The 20,435-nt window shown below is 55.6% G+C and carries 20 protein-coding genes and 3 tRNA genes; 14 read left to right on the top strand and 9 right to left on the bottom strand.

The genetic code is table 11. The features are described from left to right. Window positions 1-54: 54 nt before the first annotated feature. Complete coding sequence (locus AC0TOY_RS20170) at window positions 55-1,401, top strand: PTS sugar transporter subunit IIC (RefSeq protein ID WP_024908275.1); 1,347 nt, start codon at window positions 55-57, stop codon at window positions 1,399-1,401. A 537-nt stretch (window positions 1,402-1,938) separates the two neighbouring features. Here the strand turns inward: AC0TOY_RS20170 and fhuF are convergent. Continuing rightward, a complete protein-coding gene (fhuF, locus tag AC0TOY_RS20175; RefSeq protein WP_473722446.1) occupies window positions 1,939-2,727 on the bottom strand; it encodes a siderophore-iron reductase FhuF in 789 nt (262 codons plus the stop codon). Between the two features lie 95 nt (window positions 2,728-2,822). Further along, window positions 2,823-3,887 carry a GGDEF domain-containing protein gene (locus AC0TOY_RS20180; RefSeq protein WP_032649902.1) on the bottom strand — a complete coding sequence of 355 codons (1,065 nt, stop codon included), beginning with the start codon at window positions 3,885-3,887 and terminating at the stop codon, window positions 2,823-2,825. Window positions 3,888-4,102: 215 nt separating this feature from the next. On the opposite strand from AC0TOY_RS20180, the gene AC0TOY_RS20185 reads away from it, so the two are divergent. Continuing rightward, a complete protein-coding gene (locus tag AC0TOY_RS20185; RefSeq protein ID WP_048991757.1) occupies window positions 4,103-4,372 on the top strand; it encodes a DUF1435 domain-containing protein in 270 nt (89 codons plus the stop codon). A 38-nt stretch (window positions 4,373-4,410) separates the two neighbouring features. Here AC0TOY_RS20185 and AC0TOY_RS20190 read toward each other — a convergent pair. From AC0TOY_RS20190 to rsmC, 4 genes are all read right to left on the bottom strand, one after another. Further along, window positions 4,411-4,496: transfer RNA gene (locus AC0TOY_RS20190), tRNA-Leu, on the bottom strand. 47 nt (window positions 4,497-4,543) lie between these two features. Beyond that, window positions 4,544-4,630: transfer RNA gene (locus AC0TOY_RS20195), tRNA-Leu, on the bottom strand. Between the two features lie 28 nt (window positions 4,631-4,658). Beyond that, window positions 4,659-4,745: transfer RNA gene (locus tag AC0TOY_RS20200), tRNA-Leu, on the bottom strand. 171 nt (window positions 4,746-4,916) lie between these two features. Then, window positions 4,917-5,945 (bottom strand): 16S rRNA (guanine(1207)-N(2))-methyltransferase RsmC, encoded by a 1,029-nt coding sequence (gene rsmC / locus AC0TOY_RS20205; RefSeq protein WP_024908271.1) that lies wholly within the window; start codon window positions 5,943-5,945, stop codon window positions 4,917-4,919. 102 nt (window positions 5,946-6,047) lie between these two features. Between rsmC and AC0TOY_RS20210 the strand changes: the two genes are divergently transcribed. The 8 genes from AC0TOY_RS20210 (at window position 6,048) to AC0TOY_RS20245 (ending at window position 12,410) form a co-directional block, all read left to right on the top strand. Further along, window positions 6,048-6,461: a DNA polymerase III subunit psi gene (locus AC0TOY_RS20210; protein ID WP_024908270.1), complete on the top strand. Its 414-nt coding sequence runs from the start codon at window positions 6,048-6,050 to the stop codon at window positions 6,459-6,461. After that, window positions 6,430-6,873, top strand: coding sequence for a ribosomal protein S18-alanine N-acetyltransferase (rimI, locus tag AC0TOY_RS20215; RefSeq protein WP_023334424.1), 444 nt, complete (start codon window positions 6,430-6,432; stop codon window positions 6,871-6,873). The genes AC0TOY_RS20210 and rimI overlap by 32 nt, the downstream gene beginning before the upstream one ends. 20 nt (window positions 6,874-6,893) lie before the next feature. Further along, complete coding sequence (yjjG, locus tag AC0TOY_RS20220; RefSeq protein WP_008502077.1) at window positions 6,894-7,571, top strand: pyrimidine 5'-nucleotidase; 678 nt, start codon at window positions 6,894-6,896, stop codon at window positions 7,569-7,571. A gap of 91 nt (window positions 7,572-7,662) precedes the next feature. Next, window positions 7,663-9,252: a peptide chain release factor 3 gene (gene prfC, locus AC0TOY_RS20225; RefSeq protein WP_473722447.1), complete on the top strand. Its 1,590-nt coding sequence runs from the start codon at window positions 7,663-7,665 to the stop codon at window positions 9,250-9,252. Window positions 9,253-9,551: 299 nt separating this feature from the next. Beyond that, the gene (gene osmY, locus AC0TOY_RS20230; protein WP_039260909.1) at window positions 9,552-10,169 is read left to right on the top strand and encodes a molecular chaperone OsmY; all 618 of its coding nucleotides are present in this window, start codon (window positions 9,552-9,554) and stop codon (window positions 10,167-10,169) included. Between the two features lie 127 nt (window positions 10,170-10,296). Continuing rightward, entirely contained in the window at window positions 10,297-10,458 is a 162-nt protein-coding gene (locus tag AC0TOY_RS20235; RefSeq protein WP_003856556.1) for a DUF1328 domain-containing protein, read from the top strand. 120 nt (window positions 10,459-10,578) lie between these two features. Beyond that, window positions 10,579-11,631: a patatin-like phospholipase family protein gene (locus tag AC0TOY_RS20240; protein WP_024908268.1), complete on the top strand. Its 1,053-nt coding sequence runs from the start codon at window positions 10,579-10,581 to the stop codon at window positions 11,629-11,631. Then, window positions 11,628-12,410 (top strand): TatD family hydrolase, encoded by a 783-nt coding sequence (locus AC0TOY_RS20245; protein WP_417927881.1) that lies wholly within the window; start codon window positions 11,628-11,630, stop codon window positions 12,408-12,410. Before AC0TOY_RS20240 ends, AC0TOY_RS20245 begins: the two co-directional genes overlap by 4 nt. Here the strand turns inward: AC0TOY_RS20245 and AC0TOY_RS20250 are convergent. Next, complete coding sequence (locus tag AC0TOY_RS20250; protein WP_473722449.1) at window positions 12,405-13,265, bottom strand: YjjW family glycine radical enzyme activase; 861 nt, start codon at window positions 13,263-13,265, stop codon at window positions 12,405-12,407. The genes AC0TOY_RS20245 and AC0TOY_RS20250 overlap by 6 nt on opposite strands. Beyond that, complete coding sequence (locus AC0TOY_RS20255) at window positions 13,240-14,787, bottom strand: YjjI family glycine radical enzyme (RefSeq protein ID WP_473722450.1); 1,548 nt, start codon at window positions 14,785-14,787, stop codon at window positions 13,240-13,242. The genes AC0TOY_RS20250 and AC0TOY_RS20255 overlap by 26 nt, the downstream gene beginning before the upstream one ends. A 262-nt stretch (window positions 14,788-15,049) precedes the next feature. Between AC0TOY_RS20255 and deoC the strand changes: the two genes are divergently transcribed. The 4 genes from deoC (at window position 15,050) to deoD (ending at window position 19,350) form a co-directional block, all read left to right on the top strand. Then, window positions 15,050-15,829 carry a deoxyribose-phosphate aldolase gene (gene deoC / locus AC0TOY_RS20260; RefSeq protein ID WP_003856543.1) on the top strand — a complete coding sequence of 260 codons (780 nt, stop codon included), beginning with the start codon at window positions 15,050-15,052 and terminating at the stop codon, window positions 15,827-15,829. Window positions 15,830-15,938: 109 nt separating this feature from the next. Then, window positions 15,939-17,261 (top strand): thymidine phosphorylase, encoded by a 1,323-nt coding sequence (deoA, locus tag AC0TOY_RS20265; protein WP_248165950.1) that lies wholly within the window; start codon window positions 15,939-15,941, stop codon window positions 17,259-17,261. Between the two features lie 53 nt (window positions 17,262-17,314). Continuing rightward, window positions 17,315-18,538 carry a phosphopentomutase gene (deoB, locus tag AC0TOY_RS20270; RefSeq protein ID WP_024908262.1) on the top strand — a complete coding sequence of 408 codons (1,224 nt, stop codon included), beginning with the start codon at window positions 17,315-17,317 and terminating at the stop codon, window positions 18,536-18,538. A gap of 89 nt (window positions 18,539-18,627) precedes the next feature. Beyond that, the gene (gene deoD, locus AC0TOY_RS20275) at window positions 18,628-19,350 is read left to right on the top strand and encodes a purine-nucleoside phosphorylase (protein WP_024908261.1); all 723 of its coding nucleotides are present in this window, start codon (window positions 18,628-18,630) and stop codon (window positions 19,348-19,350) included. 61 nt (window positions 19,351-19,411) lie between these two features. Here the strand turns inward: deoD and lplA are convergent, their stop codons facing one another. Further along, window positions 19,412-20,428 carry a lipoate--protein ligase LplA gene (gene lplA, locus AC0TOY_RS20280; RefSeq protein ID WP_473722451.1) on the bottom strand — a complete coding sequence of 339 codons (1,017 nt, stop codon included), beginning with the start codon at window positions 20,426-20,428 and terminating at the stop codon, window positions 19,412-19,414. Between the last annotated feature and the right edge of the window lie 7 nt (window positions 20,429-20,435).

Raw genomic sequence — 20,435 nt, forward strand, 5'->3', positions numbered from 1 at the left:
GAACAACGTGCGGCGCGAAAGTGCCCGTAACAAACGTCTGACAGGAGATCTGCCATGTCTGCCAACCATGCTGCGTTTAACCTGATATTCCGTTTCGTTGAAAATTACGTGAGCCCGATTGCCGGGCGGATCTCTTCCCAGCGTCATGTCATGGCTATTCGTGATGGGTTTATCTCCGCGATGCCATTTATGATTGTGGGTTCATTTTTGTTAGTGTTCGCTTACCCACCTTTTTCGCCTGATACCACGTGGGGTTTCGCCCGCGCCTGGCTGGATATGGCGAAGCAGTTTGAAGGCCAAATCCTGACGCCGTTTGATATGACGATGGGCATTATGTCCATTTATATCTGTGCGGCCATTGCCTATAACCTTGGCAAACACTATGTCAAATCGCACCAGTTAGACCCGTTCATGTGTGCCATGCTGTCGCTGATGGCGTTTCTGCTGGTCGCGGCACCGAAAACCAAAGGTACGCTTCCTGTCGACAGTCTGGGGGGAACGGGGATTTTTACCGCGATTCTGGTGGCGATTTACTGCGTTGAAATGATGCGTTTCCTCAAAGCGCATAACATCGGCATTCGCCTGCCGGACCAGGTTCCTCCGATGATCAAAAACTCTTTTGATCTGCTGATCCCGGTGCTGGTGGTGGTGTTAACGCTCTATCCTCTGAGCCTGGTCATTCAGTCTCAGTTTGGCATGCTGATCCCGCAGGCCATTATGTCGGTCTTTAAACCGCTGGTTTCCGCGGCGGATTCACTGCCTGCGATCCTGCTGGCGGTGTTGATTGGTCATCTGCTGTGGTTCGCCGGGATCCACGGCGCAGCCATCGTATCCGGAATGTTGCAGATGTTCTGGCTGACTAACCTGGGCGCTAACCAGACCGCACTGGCCGCCAGCCAGCCTCTGCCGCATATTTTTATGGAGGCGTTCTGGACGTTCTTTATCGTGATTGGCGGATCGGGCGCGACGATGGGGCTGGTGATTTGCTATCTGCGCAGTCGTTCAGCGCATTTACGCTCTATCGGGCGTTTGAGCGTGGTGCCCAGCTTCTTTAACATCAACGAACCTGTCATTTTCGGTACACCAATCGTGATGAACCCGGTGTTCTTTATTCCGTTCCTGCTGGCACCGATGGTTAACGCCGTGCTGGCGTGGGCGGCGATGACGTTTGATTTGATTGGGCGCGTCATCTCGGTCGTTCCCTGGACGGCACCGGCGCCGATAGGGGCAGCATGGGCTCTGGGCTGGGACTTCCGCGCGGCTATTCTGGTTGTGGTTCTGGCCTGCGTATCGGCGATCATCTACTTCCCGTTCTTCAAAGTGTATGAGAAGCAGCTGCTGGAGCAGGAAGCGGAAGAAGCGCAGCGTAATGCTGAAGAGGACAATCAGCAGGTGGCTTAGGTAAAAGCAAAACGGCAACGCAGGTTGCCGTTTTTTGTGTTTGTTCCCTCTCCCCGTGGGCTGAGGAATCCCCACAAAATAATGCCTGCACGGACGACCCCCTCTCCCTTGAGGGAGAGGGCTGGGGTGAGGGGGAACATACGGCTGTGGTGGTCATTCCGTTCACTTTATGTTTCTTGCTACTCTGTAAGGACATGACCGGTGAACGTGCCATGGCGGCTCAATCGCCGCCGCCCTGGCGACCCGGGCTCCCGGCGGTAAATCGCCGCTTCGCGGTCCCCTCAGCTTATTCCTTCAGGCTATCGGGTCGGGCATGAGCCTGCATCCCTGCAGGCCACGCCCTCTCGGCGCATCCCTGCGCCTCGCCCCGGCCTTACGGAAACGCTTCGGCGATTTACAGCCGGACCAGGGCGTCGCTGTAAGTTATTAATTTTTTTGAAGCAACGTTCATCGCTTCAGGTAAAAAAATTACTGGGGATTCCTCAGTCCTGTGGGAGAGGGTCAGGGTGAGGGCATCAGGCCGGGCAATTCACTGCTCTACTTCAGCGTGCAATCCCCGCACTGCTTAACGTCCGGCAGGCGATAGCGCTGGCAGCAGGTGCGACGAACCAGAAGCCCATCACGGAGCACGACGGTTCGGAACAACGGGTTGTCACGGCCATCGGAAAGCTGTTTTGCAAAGAAGCAGGACTGACGCAGGGCGTCAACGTTCTCATCACCGAGAAGCGGCTTCATTTCCGTTAAATACCAGTGGATTAAATAGCCCGTATTGCTCCAGATAAGCTTCCCGTTAATCTCTCCCGTCGCTTCCAGCGCTTCCACCACCGGGATCAGGGCCTGAGTGATAAGCTGTTCCATACGCTCCTGAGCCGTCAGGCGTTCCGCATTCTGGTCTTCGTGAAGATCAATCCAGAAGCAGGCTGCACGCCCGGTTTCGTGAAACTCGACGTGGAAATTATCCGGCGAGAGTTCCAGCATGCTCTTCTGTGTTAAGAGCGCCAGCATGAGGGGAGGCACCATCAGCCCGATATACCACTGTGCCCAGAGTGAGAGCAGGGGTTTATATTCCCGCGTAAGGGTGGGCTGATTGCGATAGATATGGTCGGAATAGGTGGCCAGCAGCGATTGCATTTTTGCCGGTTGGCGCCACTCTGAGAGCGTCATGGCGTGGTTCGGGGGGGCTTCATCAAGCCGGATAAAGTCCAGCAGGTGGGCGCGCGTTTCCGCAATCTTATCCCGTATGGCATCCGCAAGCGAAGCATTCCCGCTGGTGAGGGGCGCTCGCCAGAGGAGGGGTTCGACGATGTGTGCGGTATGCGTGGCCATAGTATAGATAGAAATCTAAATGATAATGATTGCCAATCCTAACTATTGCTCATACCAATGGCAAGACTTTTGTCCTGGTGACATCGCCGTGATGTTTACGCCGTCTGAATCTCTTCACTCAACAGAATGTTGTTGCGCCCCATATGCTTTGCTTCGTAGAGGGCTTTGTCCGCTTTTTCCAGCGCGCCTTCCACGTCTTCATCCTCGAAAATGGCAATACCAATGCTGATGGTGACGTTTGTCGCAACGCTTTCGTTAAACAGATGCGGGATTTTCAAATCGTAGACTTTCTGACGGATCCGCTCGGCTGTCTGGCGGGCATGTTCGAGTGAAATGTTGGTCAGCAGCACCATAAACTCTTCCCCACCAAAACGCGCCACAATATCGCGAGAACGCACGGCATCGCGGATTGCCGCAGAGACGCGCTTCAGCGCCTGGTCGCCCATCATATGGCCGTAATGGTCGTTATAGGCTTTGAAGTGGTCGATATCCATCAGCAGGACAAAGTGCTCACCATTCTCTACCGTGGGCAAATTCTCCAGACGGCTTTGCAGACCGCGACGATTATAGAGCCCGGTAAGCGGGTCCATCATGCTGAGATCGGTAAGGGTTTCTCGTTCCTCCAGAAGGCGAGAAAGGAGCTCCTGAGCAAAACGGTCGTTGCGTCTTTGCAAAATGTTATGAATAGCAATTGCCACCACAGGAAGTGCGAAAGAATAGGTCATTCGCAGCCATATATCGTGATCGCTTAACCACAGGCAGACAATAAAGGTGGGCAATGAATGCAGCGTAAAGGCTTTGATATTACTGGCGAACGCCAGCGTGCCGATAAAAAGCACCGTTAAAAGGGCGATTAACAAATACGTCGCATGATCGTGGGTAATTAAGGCGAATTTGGAGACAATTTGCCAGGCCCACAAAATACCGAAGATCCCTGAAACGACAGGAATATTTATCTTCCGCGCGCGCTTTCTCCAGTGCCAGACGAACAGGCCGGTACTGATGGAGAATATAGCAATCAGAGGGGCGGAAAACAGTCGTACAGAATTGAGCGGGTTTGTTACCGAGAACACTGCCGATGTTGCGTTCAGAAATAAAAATAAACGTAACGATAATTGATATTTTCTGTGAACCAAAGACCGCCAGGATTGTGATGTCATAGTCGTGTATTTTTATTAAAATTTAATTAAAACAAATAAATAGATGTCGTTTCGCAATTAAATATGCAAAAAGCTCAAAGAGTAATTATCAGAAAATCTTTAGACGTTGTTAACAGGTGCGCAATTTATCACCTTAGGCAATTCCTGTCATTACGGGAAAGGTAAAGGTCGATGGATTTTGATTCATTCAGCTGACAAATGATAATCCTTGTCATATGATATTGGTTATCATTATCGTTGTGAGAGGGCAGATCATGTTGAACAGGGCGCTGGGAAGTTGTTGGGGGGTATTGCTACCGGGAGCCATTCTCTGCGGTTTGACGTTTGCCGATCTCTCTCTCGATACCTGGAAAGCCATCATTGTATCAGGACTGTTAGTCACGTCAGGCATGATCTGGCATAAGCAACTACGTCACTTTGTTTTACTGCCATCCTGCGTAGCACTGGTCAGTGGAATTCTGGTGATACTGATGAGTTTGAAATAACAGGGAAAAGAAGATATTCAGAGGGGTTGTAAGATAATTGGTGCGAGGGGGGGGACTCGAACCCCCACATCCTAAGGACACTAACACCTGAAGCTAGCGCGTCTACCAATTCCGCCACCTTCGCACAGTCATCTTACTATTTACATCATTACTATGTTGATATCGCCTCGTTGGTGCGAGGGGGGGGACTCGAACCCCCACATCCGTAAGGACACTAACACCTGAAGCTAGCGCGTCTACCAATTCCGCCACCTTCGCCCAGTGCGAGCAATATCATCGTGATTTATGGTGCGAGGGGGGGGACTCGAACCCCCACATCCGTAAGGACACTAACACCTGAAGCTAGCGCGTCTACCAATTCCGCCACCTTCGCATACCATCGATACTGTAAAAGTATCGTAACCACGGAGGCGCATTCTAGATGTTTTCAGCTTTACGTCAACTGAAAAGTGCGCACCTTTTATTGATTGCTGCAAAAATGGCCGGAACTGAGACGCCTGCTTGCCGGATAGTGATTGCGCTTATCCGGCCTGCAGGATTGAGATTACTTTTTGGCCTGGCGCGTCATCACGGTACGATAGACCTTAAAGCGGCCGGTCTGGGCGATCACTTCGTGGAAGCCAAAGGTTTCGTCCAGCACTTTCGGGTACGCCAGGAAGGCGTTCGCAACGATACGCAGCTCGCCGCCGCTGTTAAGGTGACGGGTTGCGCCACGGATCAGCGTTTGTGCCGCTTCAAGGCTGGTTTCCATACCGTCGTGGAACGGCGGGTTGGAGATGATCATGTCGAAGCGACCGGTGACGTCAGAGAAGACGTTGCTGGCAATCACCTCGCCTTCAATGCCGTTTGCGGCAAGCGTTGCGCGGCTGGCCTCAACCGCCGGGGCGCTAACGTCACACAGGGTTAAGCGCACCTTTGGCGAATGGCTGGCGAGCACGGTAGAGAGCACGCCCGCGCCGCAGCCCACGTCCAGCACTTTGCCTTTGGTGTGCGGCGTCAGAGTGGAGAGCAGCAGCTTGCTGCCCGTATCCAGCGCGTCACGGCTGAACACGCCCGGCAGGGTTTTGATGGTCAAGCCGTCAAGCTGGTATTCGTCCCAGTAAGCCTGCGCATCAAACGTTGTCTGTTTTTCCAGTCGTCCGTGGTACAGACCACAGCGGCGAGCGCTGTCGACTTTATTCAGCGGCGCGTAGTCTTCCAGCATCTGTTCAGCGCTACGCACGCCGCTGCGGTTCTCTCCTACCACGAAAATATCGCAGCCGACCGGCAGCAGGGAGAGCAGGTTCATCAGCTGGAACTGGGCTTCCGGTTTATTCTTCGGCCAGTAGTAAATCAGCGTATCGCAGTCGGCGATATCGCTCTGCTCCGCCACCAGGCTAAAGCGCGCGCGCTCGCCCATCTGACGGCTCAGCACCTGCCAGTGGTGGTAATATTGGGTGTGGGCACGGCTTTCAGCACAGTCGAAACGCGCGGGCAGGTCATCCTGCATATCTCCGGCAAACAGAATACGGCTTTCTTCGAAATCATCACTGTGACGCAGCAAGACTTCACTTGCCGGGGTAAATGCAGACATGAATTGTTCCTCAATAAACTCAGGCGGGGATTATAGTAGGTAGATGGCGCACTTTCGACACATTTGCTATATTTGCGCGCCTGAGAGACAGGAGTTTTCCCTATGACATCCCGACGAGACTGGCAGTTGCAGCAGCTGGGCATTACCCAGTGGGCTTTGCGTCGCCCGACGGCGTTGCAGGGCGAAATCGCCATCTCCATCCCGGCGCACGTTCGCCTGGTGATGGTGGCGGAAGAACTGCCTGCCCTGAATGAACCCCTGATCGATGATGTCCTTCGCAGCCTGAAGCTGACGGCCGACCAGGTTTTACCGCTGACGCCAGAGCGTGTCGCGATGCTGCCTCCTGATAGCCGCTGTAACAGCTGGCGTATCGGAGAGACAAACGAGATCCCCCTCCAGGGGAGCCAGATCTGCTCGCCAGCGCTGGACGAACTGAAAGCCAACCCAAAAGCGCGCAGCGCGCTGTGGCAACAAATCTGCGAATATGAACACGATTTCTTCCCTCACGACGCCTGACCTGACCACAGCGTTTGCGATTGAAACACGCGCCCACGCGTTTCCGTGGAGCGAAAAAACCTTCGCCAGCAATCAGGGCGAACGGTATCTGAACTACCGCCTGGACGTTGACGGCACCATGGCCGCTTTCGCGATCACACAGGTTGTTCTTGATGAGGCGACGCTGTTTAATATCGCGGTTGATCCCGCGTTTCAGCGTCGTGGGCTGGGAAGAGAACTGCTTGAGCACCTCATCCGTGAGCTCGAAACCCGTGACGTTTTCACCCTGTGGCTGGAGGTGCGCGCGTCGAATGTCGCCGCCATCGCGCTCTATGAAAGCTTAGGCTTTAACGAGGCGACAATCCGCCGTAACTACTACCCCACCGCAGAGGGACGTGAAGACGCCATCATAATGGCTCTGCCGATTGGATAATAAAAAATAAGGTTGTAACGATGAAATGGGACTGGATTTTCTTTGATGCCGACGAAACGCTATTTACGTTCGATTCGTTCGGCGGCCTGCAGCGGATGTTTCTCGACTATAGCGTGACCTTCACCGCTGAAGATTTTCAGGACTATCAGGCGGTAAACAAGCCGCTGTGGGTGGATTACCAGAACGGTGCCATCACCGCGTTACAGCTTCAGCACCAGCGCTTTGACGTCTGGGCGGAACGTTTAAAGGTCAGTCCGGGGACGCTGAACGAGGCGTTTCTGAACGCGATGGCGGATATCTGCGCGCCACTGCCGGGCGCGGTTTCCCTGCTGAACGCGTTGAAAGGCAAGGTCAAACTGGGGATCATCACCAACGGCTTTACCGCCCTGCAGCAGATCCGCCTCGAGCGCACCGGCCTGCGCGATCATTTCGACGCGCTGGTGATCTCGGAAGAGGTGGGTGTACCTAAACCGGATCCGCGAATTTTCGATTATGCGCTGGCGCAGGCCGGTAATCCCGACCGCGATCGCGTCCTGATGGTGGGGGATACGGCAGAGTCAGATATTCTGGGCGGCATGAAGGCCGGTTTGTCGACCGTCTGGCTCAACGCGCATGGCCGCGTTAAGCCTGAAGGCATCGAGCCGACCTGGACCGTGACGTCGTTGAACGAACTGGAGCAACTCCTGTGTAAACAATGATTGCCTGCCCCCCGTTGATGGGTAAAATAGCCGCAATTTTGTATTCCATGATGCGTGGCGTGCTGCCGCGCTTATAAAAGAAGATTTAATTATGACGTTGTCTCCTTATCTGCAAGAGGTGGCCAAGCGCCGCACTTTTGCCATTATCTCGCACCCGGATGCCGGTAAAACGACCATCACTGAGAAGGTGTTGCTGTTCGGACAGGCGATCCAGACTGCGGGTACCGTTAAAGGCCGTGGCTCCAGCCAGCATGCAAAATCTGACTGGATGGAGATGGAAAAGCAGCGTGGTATTTCGATTACCACCTCCGTGATGCAGTTCCCGTATCACGACTGCCTGGTGAACCTGCTGGACACCCCGGGTCACGAAGACTTCTCCGAAGATACCTACCGTACCCTGACGGCGGTGGACTGCTGTCTGATGGTGATCGACGCCGCGAAAGGTGTAGAAGACCGTACCCGTAAGCTGATGGAAGTCACCCGTCTGCGCGATACGCCGATCCTCACCTTTATGAACAAACTCGACCGTGACATCCGCGATCCGATGGAAGTGATGGATGAAGTGGAAAACGAGCTGAAGATCGCCTGTGCGCCAATCACCTGGCCAATCGGCTGCGGTAAGCTGTTCAAAGGGGTTTATCACCTCTATAAAGACGAAACTTACCTGTATCAGACCGGTAAAGGCCACACCATTCAGGAAGTGCGCATTGTTAAAGGTCTGGACAACCCGGATCTGGACGCGGCGGTCGGGGAAGAGCTGGCCGCGCAGCTGCGCGACGAGCTGGAGCTGGTGAAGGGCGCGTCTCACGAGTTCGACAAAGAGCTGTTCCTGAGCGGCGAAATTACCCCGGTCTTCTTCGGTACCGCACTGGGTAACTTCGGCGTTGACCACATGCTCGACGGTCTGGTGGAGTGGGCGCCGCAGCCGATGCCGCGCAAAACCGACACCCGTGAAGTGGAAGCAAAAGAAGAGAAGTTCACCGGCTTCGTATTTAAGATTCAGGCCAACATGGATCCGAAACACCGTGACCGCGTGGCCTTTATGCGCGTGGTGTCCGGTAAATATGAAAAGGGCATGAAGCTGCGCCAGGTGCGTACCGGGAAAGATGTGGTCATCTCCGATGCGCTGACCTTTATGGCGGGCGACCGTTCGCACGTTGAAGAGGCCTATCCGGGCGACATCATCGGTCTGCACAACCACGGCACTATTCAGATCGGCGACACCTTCACGCAGGGTGAAATGATGAAGTTCACCGGCATTCCGAACTTCGCACCGGAACTGTTCCGTCGCATTCGTCTGCGCGATCCGCTTAAGCAGAAACAGCTGCTGAAAGGCCTGGTTCAGCTCTCCGAAGAGGGCGCCGTGCAGGTCTTCCGCCCGATTGCGAACAACGATCTGATCGTTGGTGCGGTCGGCGTGCTGCAGTTTGACGTGGTCGTTGCGCGCCTGAAGAGCGAATACAACGTAGAAGCGATTTACGAGTCGGTGAACGTCGCGACCGCGCGCTGGGTTGAGTGTTCTGACGTGAAGAAATTCGAAGAGTTTAAGCGTAAGAATGAAGTTCAGCTGGCGCTGGATGGCGGCGATAACCTGACCTATATCGCGCCAACCATGGTGAACCTGAACCTGACGCAGGAACGTTATCCTGACGTTCAGTTCCGTAAAACCCGCGAGCACTAATCCCCTCTCAGAGCACGGCTGCCGCCGTGCTCTTCTTTAATTCCTGTCTTATTAATCCCTTGCGGAATGTTCTTAATTCAACGCAATTTCACGCTATTCGCGCGTTTTTTACCCAATTCTGAAAGCGGCTCTGTGAGAGTGATCTATATTTAACTCAGTGTTTAACACCGGGCGTGGATAAATTAACTGTTCAATGCATGACTTTAGGTTATCCATTTTGCCCGTGTGTTTATTCGCAATATATATCACTACTAAGGAAGTGCGTAGCCCGAATAACGGGTCAACACAGGAATAGATCGATGAATATGACAAGACTGAAGATTTCTAAAACTCTGCTGGCTGTAACCCTGGGTAGCGTTCTGGTGAGCGGCTCCGCCCTCGCGGAAAGCAGCACCATGGATAAAGCACAATCCACGGCCGATAACGCAGGGCAAAAAATCGATAGCTCTATGAATAAAGTCGGCAACTTCATGGATGACAGCTCAATCACAGCAAAAGTGAAAGCCGCACTGGTGGATGATGAAGCCATTAAGAGCACCGATATTTCCGTTAAGACCGACAAGAAAGTGGTCACGCTGAGCGGCTTTGTTGAAAGCCAGGCTCAGGCAGAACAGGCGGTGAAAGTCGCGAAAGGCGTCGAAGGTGTTGCCTCCGTCAGCGATAAGCTGCACGTACGTGACGGCAAAAACGCGTCGGTGAAAGGTTACGCCGGTGATGCCGCCACCACCAGCGAAATCAAAGCTAAACTTTTAGCAGATGACATCGTGCCGTCCCGTAAGGTGAAAGTAGAAACCACCGATGGTGTGGTTCAGCTTTCCGGTACGGTAGATTCGCAGGCGCAAAGTGAACGTGCCGAGTCCATTGCGAAAGCGATAGATGGTGTTAAAAGCGTTAAAAACGATCTGAAAACGAAGTAAATCTGGACCATTCGCCCGCCTGGCTAACACCTGCGGGCGATATAAGAACGACTCTGGAAAAACGCCGGTGAGTGACCTGAGCGCTCACGTTTAGCGGCCGACATTAACTATGGTAAAGGAGAAGCTTATGTTTCGTTGGGGCATTATATTTCTGGTTATCGCGTTAATTGCCGCCGCATTGGGCTTTGGTGGACTGGCAGGTACAGCGGCATGGGCAGCTAAAATTGTCTTCGTTGTGGGTATTATTCTGTTCCTGGTCAGCCTGTTTACGGGTCGTAGACGTCCGTAGCAAACGCAATATTCCTTCAACAAAAAAAAGCCAGTCGCTGTGACTGGCTTTTTCTTATTTGCGTAACAGGTCGGGTGCGTTACTGTGGTGTTATAAAATAATCAAAACAGGAAAGCAGAGGTGGGGCAACGAATTCCCGTTACGCTCGGCAATATTGCGCCGCTGACGTTAAAACCGTTTCGCGCAGGTCAACTCGCGCTGGTCTGCGAAGGTGGAGGACAGCGCGGCATTTTCACCGCCGGCGTGCTGGACGAATTTATGCGCGCGCAGTTCAACCCGTTTGACCTCTACTTCGGTACCTCTGCCGGGGCGCAGAACCTTTCTGCCTATGTTTGTAACCAGCCCGGCTATGCGCGAAAGGTCATCATGCGCTACACCACGGCGAAAGAGTTTTTTAATCCGGTGCGCTTTGTGCGCGGCGGTAACCTGATCGATCTCGACTGGCTGCTGGAGTCGACCTCCAGCCAGATGCCGCTGGCCATGGACACCGCGGCCCGTCTGTTTGATAGCGGCAAAGAATTCTGGATGTGCGCCAGCCGGGGGGATGATTATTCGCCGGGCTATTTTTCGCCTCAGAAGGAGAACTGGCTGGACATCATCCGCGCCTCCAGCGCGATCCCCGGTTTTTATCGTACCGGTGCGCTGCTGGACGGCATTAGCTATCTGGACGGGGGGATCAGTGACGCGGTACCGGTGCAGGAAGCCGCCCGTCGCGGGGCGAAAACCATTGTGGTGATCCGTACCGTACCGTCGCAAATGTATTACACGCCGCAGTGGTTTAAACGGATGGAGCGCTGGTTGGGCGACAGCAGCCTGCAGCCGCTGGTGAACATCGCGAAGCAGCATGAAACCACCTACGGCGCGATGCAGCGCTTCATTGAAAAACCGCCGGGTAAGCTGCGTATTTTTGAAATCTATCCGCCTAAGCCGCTGCTGAGCATGGCCCTGGGCAGCCGCGTCCCTGCGCTGCGCATGGATTACAAAACGGGGCGGCTGTGCGGGCGCTACTTCCTGGCAACGGTGGGGAAAATGCTGGCGGAGCAACCGCCGCTTCATCGCCATAAACGCATTATTACGCCGCCTGCGATTGTCGCCAACGATGCCCTGACGATGCCGCTGGTGGACATCCCGCAGGCGAATGACGCTTTACTGGATAACGAGGATCTGGCGTGACGCACCGCTTTGTCGATACCCACTGCCACTTTGATTTCCCGCCGTTTACGGGGGAGGAAGCGCAAAGCATTGCGAAAGCGGCTGACGCAGGCGTTCAGGCCATCATTGTGCCGTCAGTGGAAGCGGCGTACTTTTCCCGCGTGCTGGATCTTTCTGCGCGGCACCCCGCGCTCTATGCGGCGCTCGGCCTGCATCCGATCGTGATTGAGCGGCATCGTGATGAGCACATAGAGAGACTTGATGAGATAGTGCAGACCGCAGGCGACAAGCTTGTCGCCATCGGGGAGATCGGCCTCGATCTTTATCGCGAGAACCCGCAGTTTGAGCGCCAGCAGACGATCCTCGACGCGCAGCTCAGGCTGGCGAAGCGTCACGATCTGCCGGTGATCCTCCATTCAAGACGCACGCACGATAAGCTGGCGATGCACCTGAAGCGCATCGATCTGCCGCGCAGGGGCGTCGTGCACGGTTTCTCCGGCAGCCTGCAGCAGGCGCAGCGTTTTATTGAGCTGGGCTATAAAATCGGCGTCGGTGGCACCATCACCTATCCGCGCGCCAGTAAAACCCGGGACGTGATGGCACAGCTGCCGCTGTCGGCGCTGCTGCTGGAAACCGACGCGCCGGATATGCCGCTGAATGGTTTTCAGGGTCAGCCGAATCGCCCGGAACAGGCGGCGCGCGTGTTCACCACCCTGTGTGAACTGCGACAGGAGCCGGAAGAGGTGATTGCCGATGCGCTGCTGGAAAATACGCGTTCGGTATTTGGTATCACGCTATAGGTAAAGCGCCGGGCGGATCACCGTTATCTTCTGTTTTTCCAGCGCCCGCGCCAGCGATTCAACGTCCTCGGGCGTGGCGCTGCGCCATGATCCCGCCTCACCGTACACGCCATGCCCATGAAACGCGTTAATACGCACCGGAATATTCCCCAGCCCGTGGATAAACGTTGTCAGCGGTTTCAGATGTTCCAGATAATCACATTGCTCTGGGATCACCAGGAGCCTCAATTCAGTCAGCCGTTGATGCTGTGCCAGCCAGCGAATACTCTGTTTAATCTGCGGGTTTTCGCGCCCGGTCAGAAAACGGTGATGCTCATTGTCCCACGCCTTCAGATCCAGCATCGCGCCATCCAGTACCGGCAGCAGCTTTTGCCAGCCGGTTTCGCTTAACAGACCGTTGCTGTCGACCAGACAGGTGAGGTGGCGCAGGGCAGGATCGGCTTTGATCGCGGTGAACAGGGCGATCAAAAACGGTAATTGCGTTGTGGCTTCACCGCCGCTGACGGTGATCCCTTCGATAAACGGTGCGGATTTGCGGACCTGAGCGAGGATCTCTTCCACGCTGAAGCGGTGCGCCATAGGCGTTGCCTGATGCTGACACAAATGCAGACAGGTGTCGCACTGCTGGCAGTCGCTCTCCTGCCACCAGACGCGCCCGGCCTGAATGGTCAGCGCATCGTGCGGACAGTGGGGCACACAGTCCCCGCAGTCGTTGCAGCGGCCAATCGTCCACGGGTTGTGGCAGGTTTTACAGCGCAGGTTGCAGCCCTGCAGGAACAGGGCCAGGCGGCTGCCCGGCCCGTCCACGCAGGAAAAAGGAATGACCTGACTAACTAAAGCGCATCTGCTGTTCATGGCTAATTACGCGCGGCTGACGTTCCAGAATGCGGGTATTGCGTGCGGCTTCTTCCCCCAGCCACGTGGTGTTCGTTCTCGACCCTGCTTCCCGGTATTTCTCCAGATCCGATAGCCGCACCATATACCCGGTGACGCGCACCAGATCGTTACCCGCCACGTTGGCGGTAAACTCGCGCATACCCGCCCTGAACGCGCCCAGGCACAGCTGAACCACCGCCTGCGGGTTGCGTTTTACCGTCTCATCCAGCGTCAGGATATCGCTTATCCCGGAAGAGTAGTGCTTGTGATGGGGAGCTACCGCCAGCAGGTGGCTGATGGGATCCGGCTCGTCGCCGTAGGGCAGGCGCGCGCCCGGCGTGGTGCCGGAGTCGGAGCTGATCCCCGACTGCGCGTGAAGCATCGCGCGCTGCTTCCAGCCGTGCTTCACCGGCGTGTTTTCGACAAACGCCGCAAGCTGTTCGCTGATGCGATAGCCCAGCGCGTTGGCCTGCTCATCTTTGCCGTAACGTCCCGCGATGCCAGCTTTCTCACAGAGCACGTTTACCGCTTCCGCCAGTCCGTACATGCCAAACATCGGCACAAACCGATCGGCATCAATCAGCCCCTCTTTTACCAGGAAGCTATTCTCAAAGAAGCCAGATTGCTCGTACAGGAAACCACAGCGTGCATCGATGATGGCCATTTGCTGCTGGCAATAGTGCGGGAGCGTGCGGGTGAAGAAGTCTTCAATGGACGTGCTGCATTCAGCAATGGCTTTGAGGTTAAGGCGCACCAGGGTGCTGCCACCGCCAGCCAGAGGCAGGGAGTTGTAACAGCTCACCACGCCATAACGACCTTTTGTGAAAATTTTATCATTCACCGGGCCATTAGAAATGTGCGGTTTACTGCATTCACATATGTTTTTTGCCACCTCAAGCAGCAAATCGTCCGGGGTGATCTCTGGATCATAAATAAAGGTCAGGTTCGGCGCGACCTGCTGCAGCTCTGCGTCGGCACGCAGAATGGCACGGGTGATGGGCGTATCTTCCGGTCCGATATTGGCATGCATAAAGGCATCCGGCAGCGTACGGTCAAGATAGCGCCAGAAACGTTTTATTCGGCTATTGATTTCTTCTTGTGTTAGAATTCTAACATATGGTTGCAGCAGCGCATCAAGCTGGCCGAGATAGACCGGCATCGATGTGACGGACGGAACATGGTGGTAAAGGATGGTTAGCAGCGAGAGGGCATCGTCGAGATCTTTTGCCCCTTCCAGCTCCAGCCATTCTGAACCGTTAGCCAGAAATTTTGCGTAATCCGGCAGAACGTAACGGGGTTTGTAAGGCGCATGGCCTTCGAACATGTCGCAGATAAACCCCTCGTCCAGCGCGGCGCGCGCAGCTTCAGGAAGTGCCGGATACGGCAGGTTGTTTTCCGCTTCCAGCGCCAGAAAATGACGTTTTTGTTCCGCGGATAACACCGGGCTTGTCACAATCTGCTGGCAACGTTGCTGCAGGGCGTCGAGGCTGGAGTGGGGCATATTCGCTTCCTTGAATGTTCTGCGGATGATGAACGGATTGTAGAAAGCCTGCCTGTTGGCGCTTTTGATCCCACAGGGGGTATTGCTGCTTTAGTCGGCAATTTGCGCACTAAAGTTTGAAGAAGATCTCATTACAGTAATGCAAATTAGTACGCAGTTTTCATTAACTGTGATGAATGTCGAAGTGTGGATGCGGGTGGATGTTAGAATACTCACAGACCCGCAAGGTAAAATTTATACGGCACTGCCGTTGGAGATTGTTATGACCGATTTAACTGCAAGCAGCCTGCGCGCGTTGAAACTGATGGACCTGACTACCCTGAACGATGACGACACCAATGAGAAAGTCATCGCCCTGTGCCATCAGGCGAAAACGCCAGTGGGTAACACCGCAGCCGTTTGTATCTACCCGCGCTTTATCCCGATTGCCCGTAAGACGCTGAAAGAGCAGGGCACGCCGGACGTGCGCATTGCAACCGTGACTAACTTCCCGCACGGCAACGACGATATCGAGATTGCGCTGGCAGAAACCCGCGCGGCGATTGCTTACGGTGCAGACGAAGTTGACGTGGTGTTCCCATACCGCGCGCTGATCGCCGGCAACGAGCAGGTCGGTTTTGACCTGGTGAAGGCCTGTAAAGACGCGTGTGCGGCGGCAAACGTGCTGCTTAAAGTGATCATCGAAACCGGCGAGCTGAAAGAAGAGGCGCTGATTCGTAAGGCATCTGAAATCTCCATCAAAGCCGGTGCGGATTTCATTAAAACCTCTACCGGTAAAGTGCCGGTTAACGCCACCCCGGAAAGCGCGCGCATCATGATGGAAGTGATCCGCGACATGGGCGTGTCCAAAACCGTTGGTTTCAAACCTGCGGGCGGCGTGCGTACCGCCGAAGACGCGCAGCAGTTCCTGGCGATTGCTGACGAACTGTTCGGCGCCGACTGGGCCGATTCCCGTCACTACCGTTTCGGTGCGTCCAGCCTGCTGGCTAGCCTGCTGAAGGCGCTGGGTCACGGCGACGGTAAGAGCGCAAGCAGCTACTGATTGCCAGACAACGCCGGATGACGCTTCGCTTATCCGGCCTACAGGATCGTAGGGCGGGTAAGCGTAGCGCCACCCGCCACAACTCCCCCGATTCCGCATGGAGGTTACCGTGTTTCTCGCACAAGAAATTATTCGTAAAAAACGTGATGGTCATGCATTAAGCGACGAAGAGATCCGCTTCTTCATTAACGGCATTCGTGATAACACCGTCTCAGAAGGGCAGATTGCGGCTCTGGCGATGACCATTTTCTTCCACGATATGTCGATGCCTGAGCGCGTGTCGCTGACCATGGCGATGCGAGATTCAGGAACCGTTCTGGACTGGAAAAGCCTCAACCTTAACGGCCCGATTGTGGATAAACACTCCACCGGCGGCGTGGGCGACGTAACGTCTCTGATGCTCGGCCCAATGGTGGCAGCCTGTGGCGGTTACATCCCGATGATCTCCGGACGCGGCCTGGGCCACACTGGCGGTACGCTCGACAAACTGGAAGCCATTCCGGGCTTCGATATCTTCCCGGATGACAACCGCTTCCGCGACATTATTAAAGACGTTGGTGTGGCGATTATCGGCCAGACCAGCTCTCTTGCTCCGGCAGACAAGCGTTTCTACGCGACCCGCGACATCACCGCGACCGTTGACTCCATCCCGCTGATCACCGCCTCTATCCTGGCGAAGAAGCTGGCAGAAGGGCTGGACGCGCTGGTGATGGACGTGAAGGTAGGCAGCGGCGCGTTTATGCCAACCTATGAACTCTCTGAGGCGCTGGCCGAAGCGATCGTTGGCGTCTCCAACGGCGCGGGCGTGCGCACTACCGCACTGCTCACCGATATGAACCAGGTGCTGGCCTCCAGCGCCGGTAACGCGGTCGAAGTGCGTGAGGCGGTACAGTTCCTCACCGGCGAATACCGTAACCCGCGCCTGTTCGACGTCACCATGGCGCTGTGCGTTGAGATGTTAATCTCCGGCAAGCTCGCCAAAGACGACGCCGACGCCCGCGCGAAGCTGCAGGCGGTGCTGGACAACGGCAAAGCGGCGGAGATCTTCGGCCGCATGGTCGCGGCGCAGAAAGGCCCGACCGACTTTGTCGAAGACTACGCGAAATACCTGCCAACCGCGACGCTCAGCAAAGCGGTGTATGCCGATAGCGAAGGGTTTGTTTCTGCGATGGACACCCGTGCCCTCGGCATGGCGGTGGTCTCGATGGGCGGCGGCCGTCGTCAGGCATCGGACACCATTGATTACAGCGTCGGCTTTACCGATATGGCCCGTCTGGGCGACAGCGTTGACGGCCAACGTCCGCTGGCGGTGATCCACGCCAAAGACGAAGCCAGCTGGCAGGAAGCGGCGAAAGCGGTGAAGGCGGCCATCACGCTTGACGATAAAGCACCGGAAACCACACCGACTGTCTATCGCCGTATCACCGAATAGCGGTATACTGATCTGATCGATAATTTTTGAAGCACTACGTACGGAGAACAATTATGAAACGTGCATTTATTATGGTGCTGGACTCATTCGGCATCGGCGCAACCGAAGATGCAGAACGTTTTGGTGACGTGGGTTCCGATACCATGGGTCACATCGCGGAAGCCTGTGCGAAAGGCGAAGCGGACAACGGTCGTAAAGGCCCTCTGACTCTACCCAACCTGACCCGCCTTGGTCTGGTGAAAGCGCATGAAGGCTCTACCGGTAAAATCGCAGCCGGTATGGACGGCAACGCGGAAGTCGTGGGCGCCTACGGCTGGGCGCACGAGCTTTCCTCCGGTAAAGACACCCCGTCTGGCCACTGGGAAATCGCCGGTGTGCCGGTGCTGTTCGACTGGGGCTACTTCTCCGATCACGAGAACAGCTTCCCGCAGGAGCTGCTCGATAAGCTGGTGAAGCGTGCCAACCTGCCGGGCTACCTCGGTAACTGCCACTCTTCCGGTACCGTGATTCTGGACCAGCTCGGCGAAGAGCATATGAAAACCGGCAAGCCGATTTTCTACACCTCTGCTGACTCCGTGTTCCAGATTGCCTGCCACGAAGAGACGTTTGGCCTGGATAAACTCTACGAGCTGTGCGAAATCGCACGCGAAGAGCTGACCGAAGGCGGCTACAACATTGGCCGCGTGATCGCGCGTCCGTTTATCGGCGACAAAGCGGGTAACTTCCAGCGTACCGGTAACCGTCACGACCTGGCCGTTGAGCCGCCAGCGCCAACCGTGCTGCAGAAGCTGGTCGATGAGAAAGACGGTCACGTGGTGTCCGTGGGTAAAATCGCGGATATCTACGCCAACTGCGGCATCACCAAAAAAGTGAAAGCCACCGGTCTGGATGCGCTGTTCGATGCCACCATCAAAGAGATGAAAGAAGCGGGCGACAAGACCATTGTCTTCACCAACTTCGTGGACTTCGACTCCTCCTGGGGTCACCGTCGCGACGTCGCGGGTTATGCTGCGGGTCTTGAACTGTTCGACCGCCGTCTGCCGGAGCTGATGGAGCTGGTGGGTGAAGATGACATTCTGATCCTGACCGCGGACCACGGCTGTGACCCAACCTGGACCGGTACCGACCACACCCGTGAGCACATTCCGGTGCTGGTGTACGGCCCGAAAGTGAAGCCGGGCTCGCTCGGTCACCGTGAAACCTTCGCGGACATCGGCCAGACTATTGCGAAATACTTTGGTACGTCTGACATGGAATATGGCAAGGCCATGTTCTGAATCATGTAGGGTGCGGTCTGATGCCCTCACCCCGGCCCTCTCCCACAGGGAGAGGGTGAAAAGAATAAACAATGTAAAAGGAACTGAAGATGGCAACTCCTCACATTAATGCAGAAATGGGTGATTTCGCTGACGTCGTATTGATGCCGGGCGACCCGCTGCGCGCGAAGCACATTGCAGAAACTTTCCTGGAAGACGTGCGTGAAGTGAACAACGTTCGCGGCATGCTGGGCTTCACCGGTACCTATAAAGGCCGCAAAATCTCCGTCATGGGCCACGGTATGGGTATCCCATCCTGCTCTATCTACACCAAAGAGCTGATCACCGACTTCGGCGTGAAGAAAATCATCCGCGTGGGCTCCTGTGGCGCGGTGCGTATGGACGTTAAGCTGCGCGACGTGGTTATCGGCATGGGTGCCTGCACCGATTCCAAAGTAAACCGCATGCGTTTCAAAGACCATGACTTCGCGGCAATCGCTGACTTCGGCATGGTGCGTGACGCGGTTGACGCGGCAAAAGCGCTGGGCGTTGACGCGCGCGTGGGTAACCTCTTCTCTGCTGACCTGTTCTATGCACCAGACGGCGGTGAGATGTTCGACGTGATGGAAAAATACGGCATCCTGGGCGTGGAAATGGAAGCGGCGGGCATCTACGGCGTTGCGGCGGAGTTTGGTGCGAAAGCGCTCACCATCTGCACCGTATCCGACCATATCCGTACCCACGAGCAGACCACCGCTGCCGAGCGTCAGACGACCTTCAACGACATGATCAAAATCGCGCTGGAATCCGTTCTGCTGGGCGATAAAGAGTAATTCTGTCTCTTCCCTCCCTCTCCCTGTGGGAGAGGGCCGGGGTGAGGGCACCAAACCGCACTTAACGTACGGCCTGCGCAATCCATGCTGACAAATCCCTTAACTCTTTTTCCTGCTCCGGGAAATCCCCAATCAACGCGTCGCATTCCAGCTGCAGCATATCCGCCCGGTATAAACAGCCCTGCAAACGTGCCGCCAGCGCCTCTAACGGTGCCGGATTCAGGCTATCGGTAAACACCTGCGTGCGGGTGATATGGCCTTTCTCCACATCAAAATGCAGCTCCACGCCGCCCCAGGTAAAACGCTCATCCAGCAGATGGGAAAACGCAGGAGCCTGGCCGAAGTTCCACTCCCAGCTGCTCTGGCGGGCGAAGGTTTCCGCAAAGTTGGGCAGGTCCGGGGTTTTGTCAGGAGAGATCACTTCGGCTTTCACGCGCTCGCCGTAATGTTCAAAGAACGCGTCACGGATCGCATCGCAAATCTGCTCGTGCGTAATTCCCGGCAGCAGCTCCACCAAATTCGCCACGCGCCCGCGCACGGAGGTAATCCCCTTAGCCTGGAGCTTTTTCTTGTCCGGATTCAGGTAGTTCGCCAGACGGCTCAGATCGGCATTCAGCAACAGGGTGCCGTGGTGGAACCCGCGATCCATCGTTTCGCGGTAGGCGGAGCCGGAGACCTTCCGGTCGCCCTCGGGGGTTTTGACCACCAGATCGTTACGTCCGGAAGCTTCAGCCTTCACGCCGAGTGAATTCAGCGCATTGAGGACAATGGAAGTAGAGATGGTTTTGTCGTACTCCGGTTTTCCTGCCATAAAGGTAAAGCAGGTATTGCCCAGATCGTGGAACACCGCGCCGCCGCCGCTGCTCCGGCGCGCCAGGCGGACGTTGTCCTCTTCCATACGCCGGGTGTTGCACTCTTTCCATGGGTTTTGCGCACGACCAATGACCACCGTATCGGCGTTACGCCAGAGAAACAGTACGCGCTGGGTGGCGGGCATCTGGCGGAAGATGCACTCTTCTACCGCGAGATTAAACCAGGGATCGTAAGAGTCAGAGATAAGCAGGCGTAACGTCGTCATGGCAAAG

This window comes from Enterobacter sp. PL_is379 (assembly GCF_055817355.1).

Excerpts from the sequence above, each read along its gene's own strand:
- AC0TOY_RS20170 (WP_024908275.1), top strand. The coding sequence starts at position 55 with ATGTCTGCCAACCATGCTGCGTTTAACCTGATATTCCGTTTCGTTGAA.
- fhuF (WP_473722446.1), bottom strand. The coding sequence starts at position 2,727 with ATGGCCACGCATACCGCACACATCGTCGAACCCCTCCTCTGGCGAGCG.
- AC0TOY_RS20180 (WP_032649902.1), bottom strand. The coding sequence starts at position 3,887 with ATGACATCACAATCCTGGCGGTCTTTGGTTCACAGAAAATATCAATTA.
- AC0TOY_RS20185 (WP_048991757.1), top strand. The coding sequence starts at position 4,103 with ATGATATTGGTTATCATTATCGTTGTGAGAGGGCAGATCATGTTGAAC.
- rsmC (WP_024908271.1), bottom strand. The coding sequence starts at position 5,945 with ATGTCTGCATTTACCCCGGCAAGTGAAGTCTTGCTGCGTCACAGTGAT.
- AC0TOY_RS20210 (WP_024908270.1), top strand. The coding sequence starts at position 6,048 with ATGACATCCCGACGAGACTGGCAGTTGCAGCAGCTGGGCATTACCCAG.
- rimI (WP_023334424.1), top strand. The coding sequence starts at position 6,430 with ATGAACACGATTTCTTCCCTCACGACGCCTGACCTGACCACAGCGTTT.
- yjjG (WP_008502077.1), top strand. The coding sequence starts at position 6,894 with ATGAAATGGGACTGGATTTTCTTTGATGCCGACGAAACGCTATTTACG.
- prfC (WP_473722447.1), top strand. The coding sequence starts at position 7,663 with ATGACGTTGTCTCCTTATCTGCAAGAGGTGGCCAAGCGCCGCACTTTT.
- osmY (WP_039260909.1), top strand. The coding sequence starts at position 9,552 with ATGAATATGACAAGACTGAAGATTTCTAAAACTCTGCTGGCTGTAACC.
- AC0TOY_RS20235 (WP_003856556.1), top strand. The coding sequence starts at position 10,297 with ATGTTTCGTTGGGGCATTATATTTCTGGTTATCGCGTTAATTGCCGCC.
- AC0TOY_RS20250 (WP_473722449.1), bottom strand. The coding sequence starts at position 13,265 with ATGAACAGCAGATGCGCTTTAGTTAGTCAGGTCATTCCTTTTTCCTGC.
- AC0TOY_RS20255 (WP_473722450.1), bottom strand. The coding sequence starts at position 14,787 with ATGCCCCACTCCAGCCTCGACGCCCTGCAGCAACGTTGCCAGCAGATT.
- deoC (WP_003856543.1), top strand. The coding sequence starts at position 15,050 with ATGACCGATTTAACTGCAAGCAGCCTGCGCGCGTTGAAACTGATGGAC.
- deoB (WP_024908262.1), top strand. The coding sequence starts at position 17,315 with ATGAAACGTGCATTTATTATGGTGCTGGACTCATTCGGCATCGGCGCA.
- deoD (WP_024908261.1), top strand. The coding sequence starts at position 18,628 with ATGGCAACTCCTCACATTAATGCAGAAATGGGTGATTTCGCTGACGTC.
- lplA (WP_473722451.1), bottom strand. The coding sequence starts at position 20,428 with ATGACGACGTTACGCCTGCTTATCTCTGACTCTTACGATCCCTGGTTT.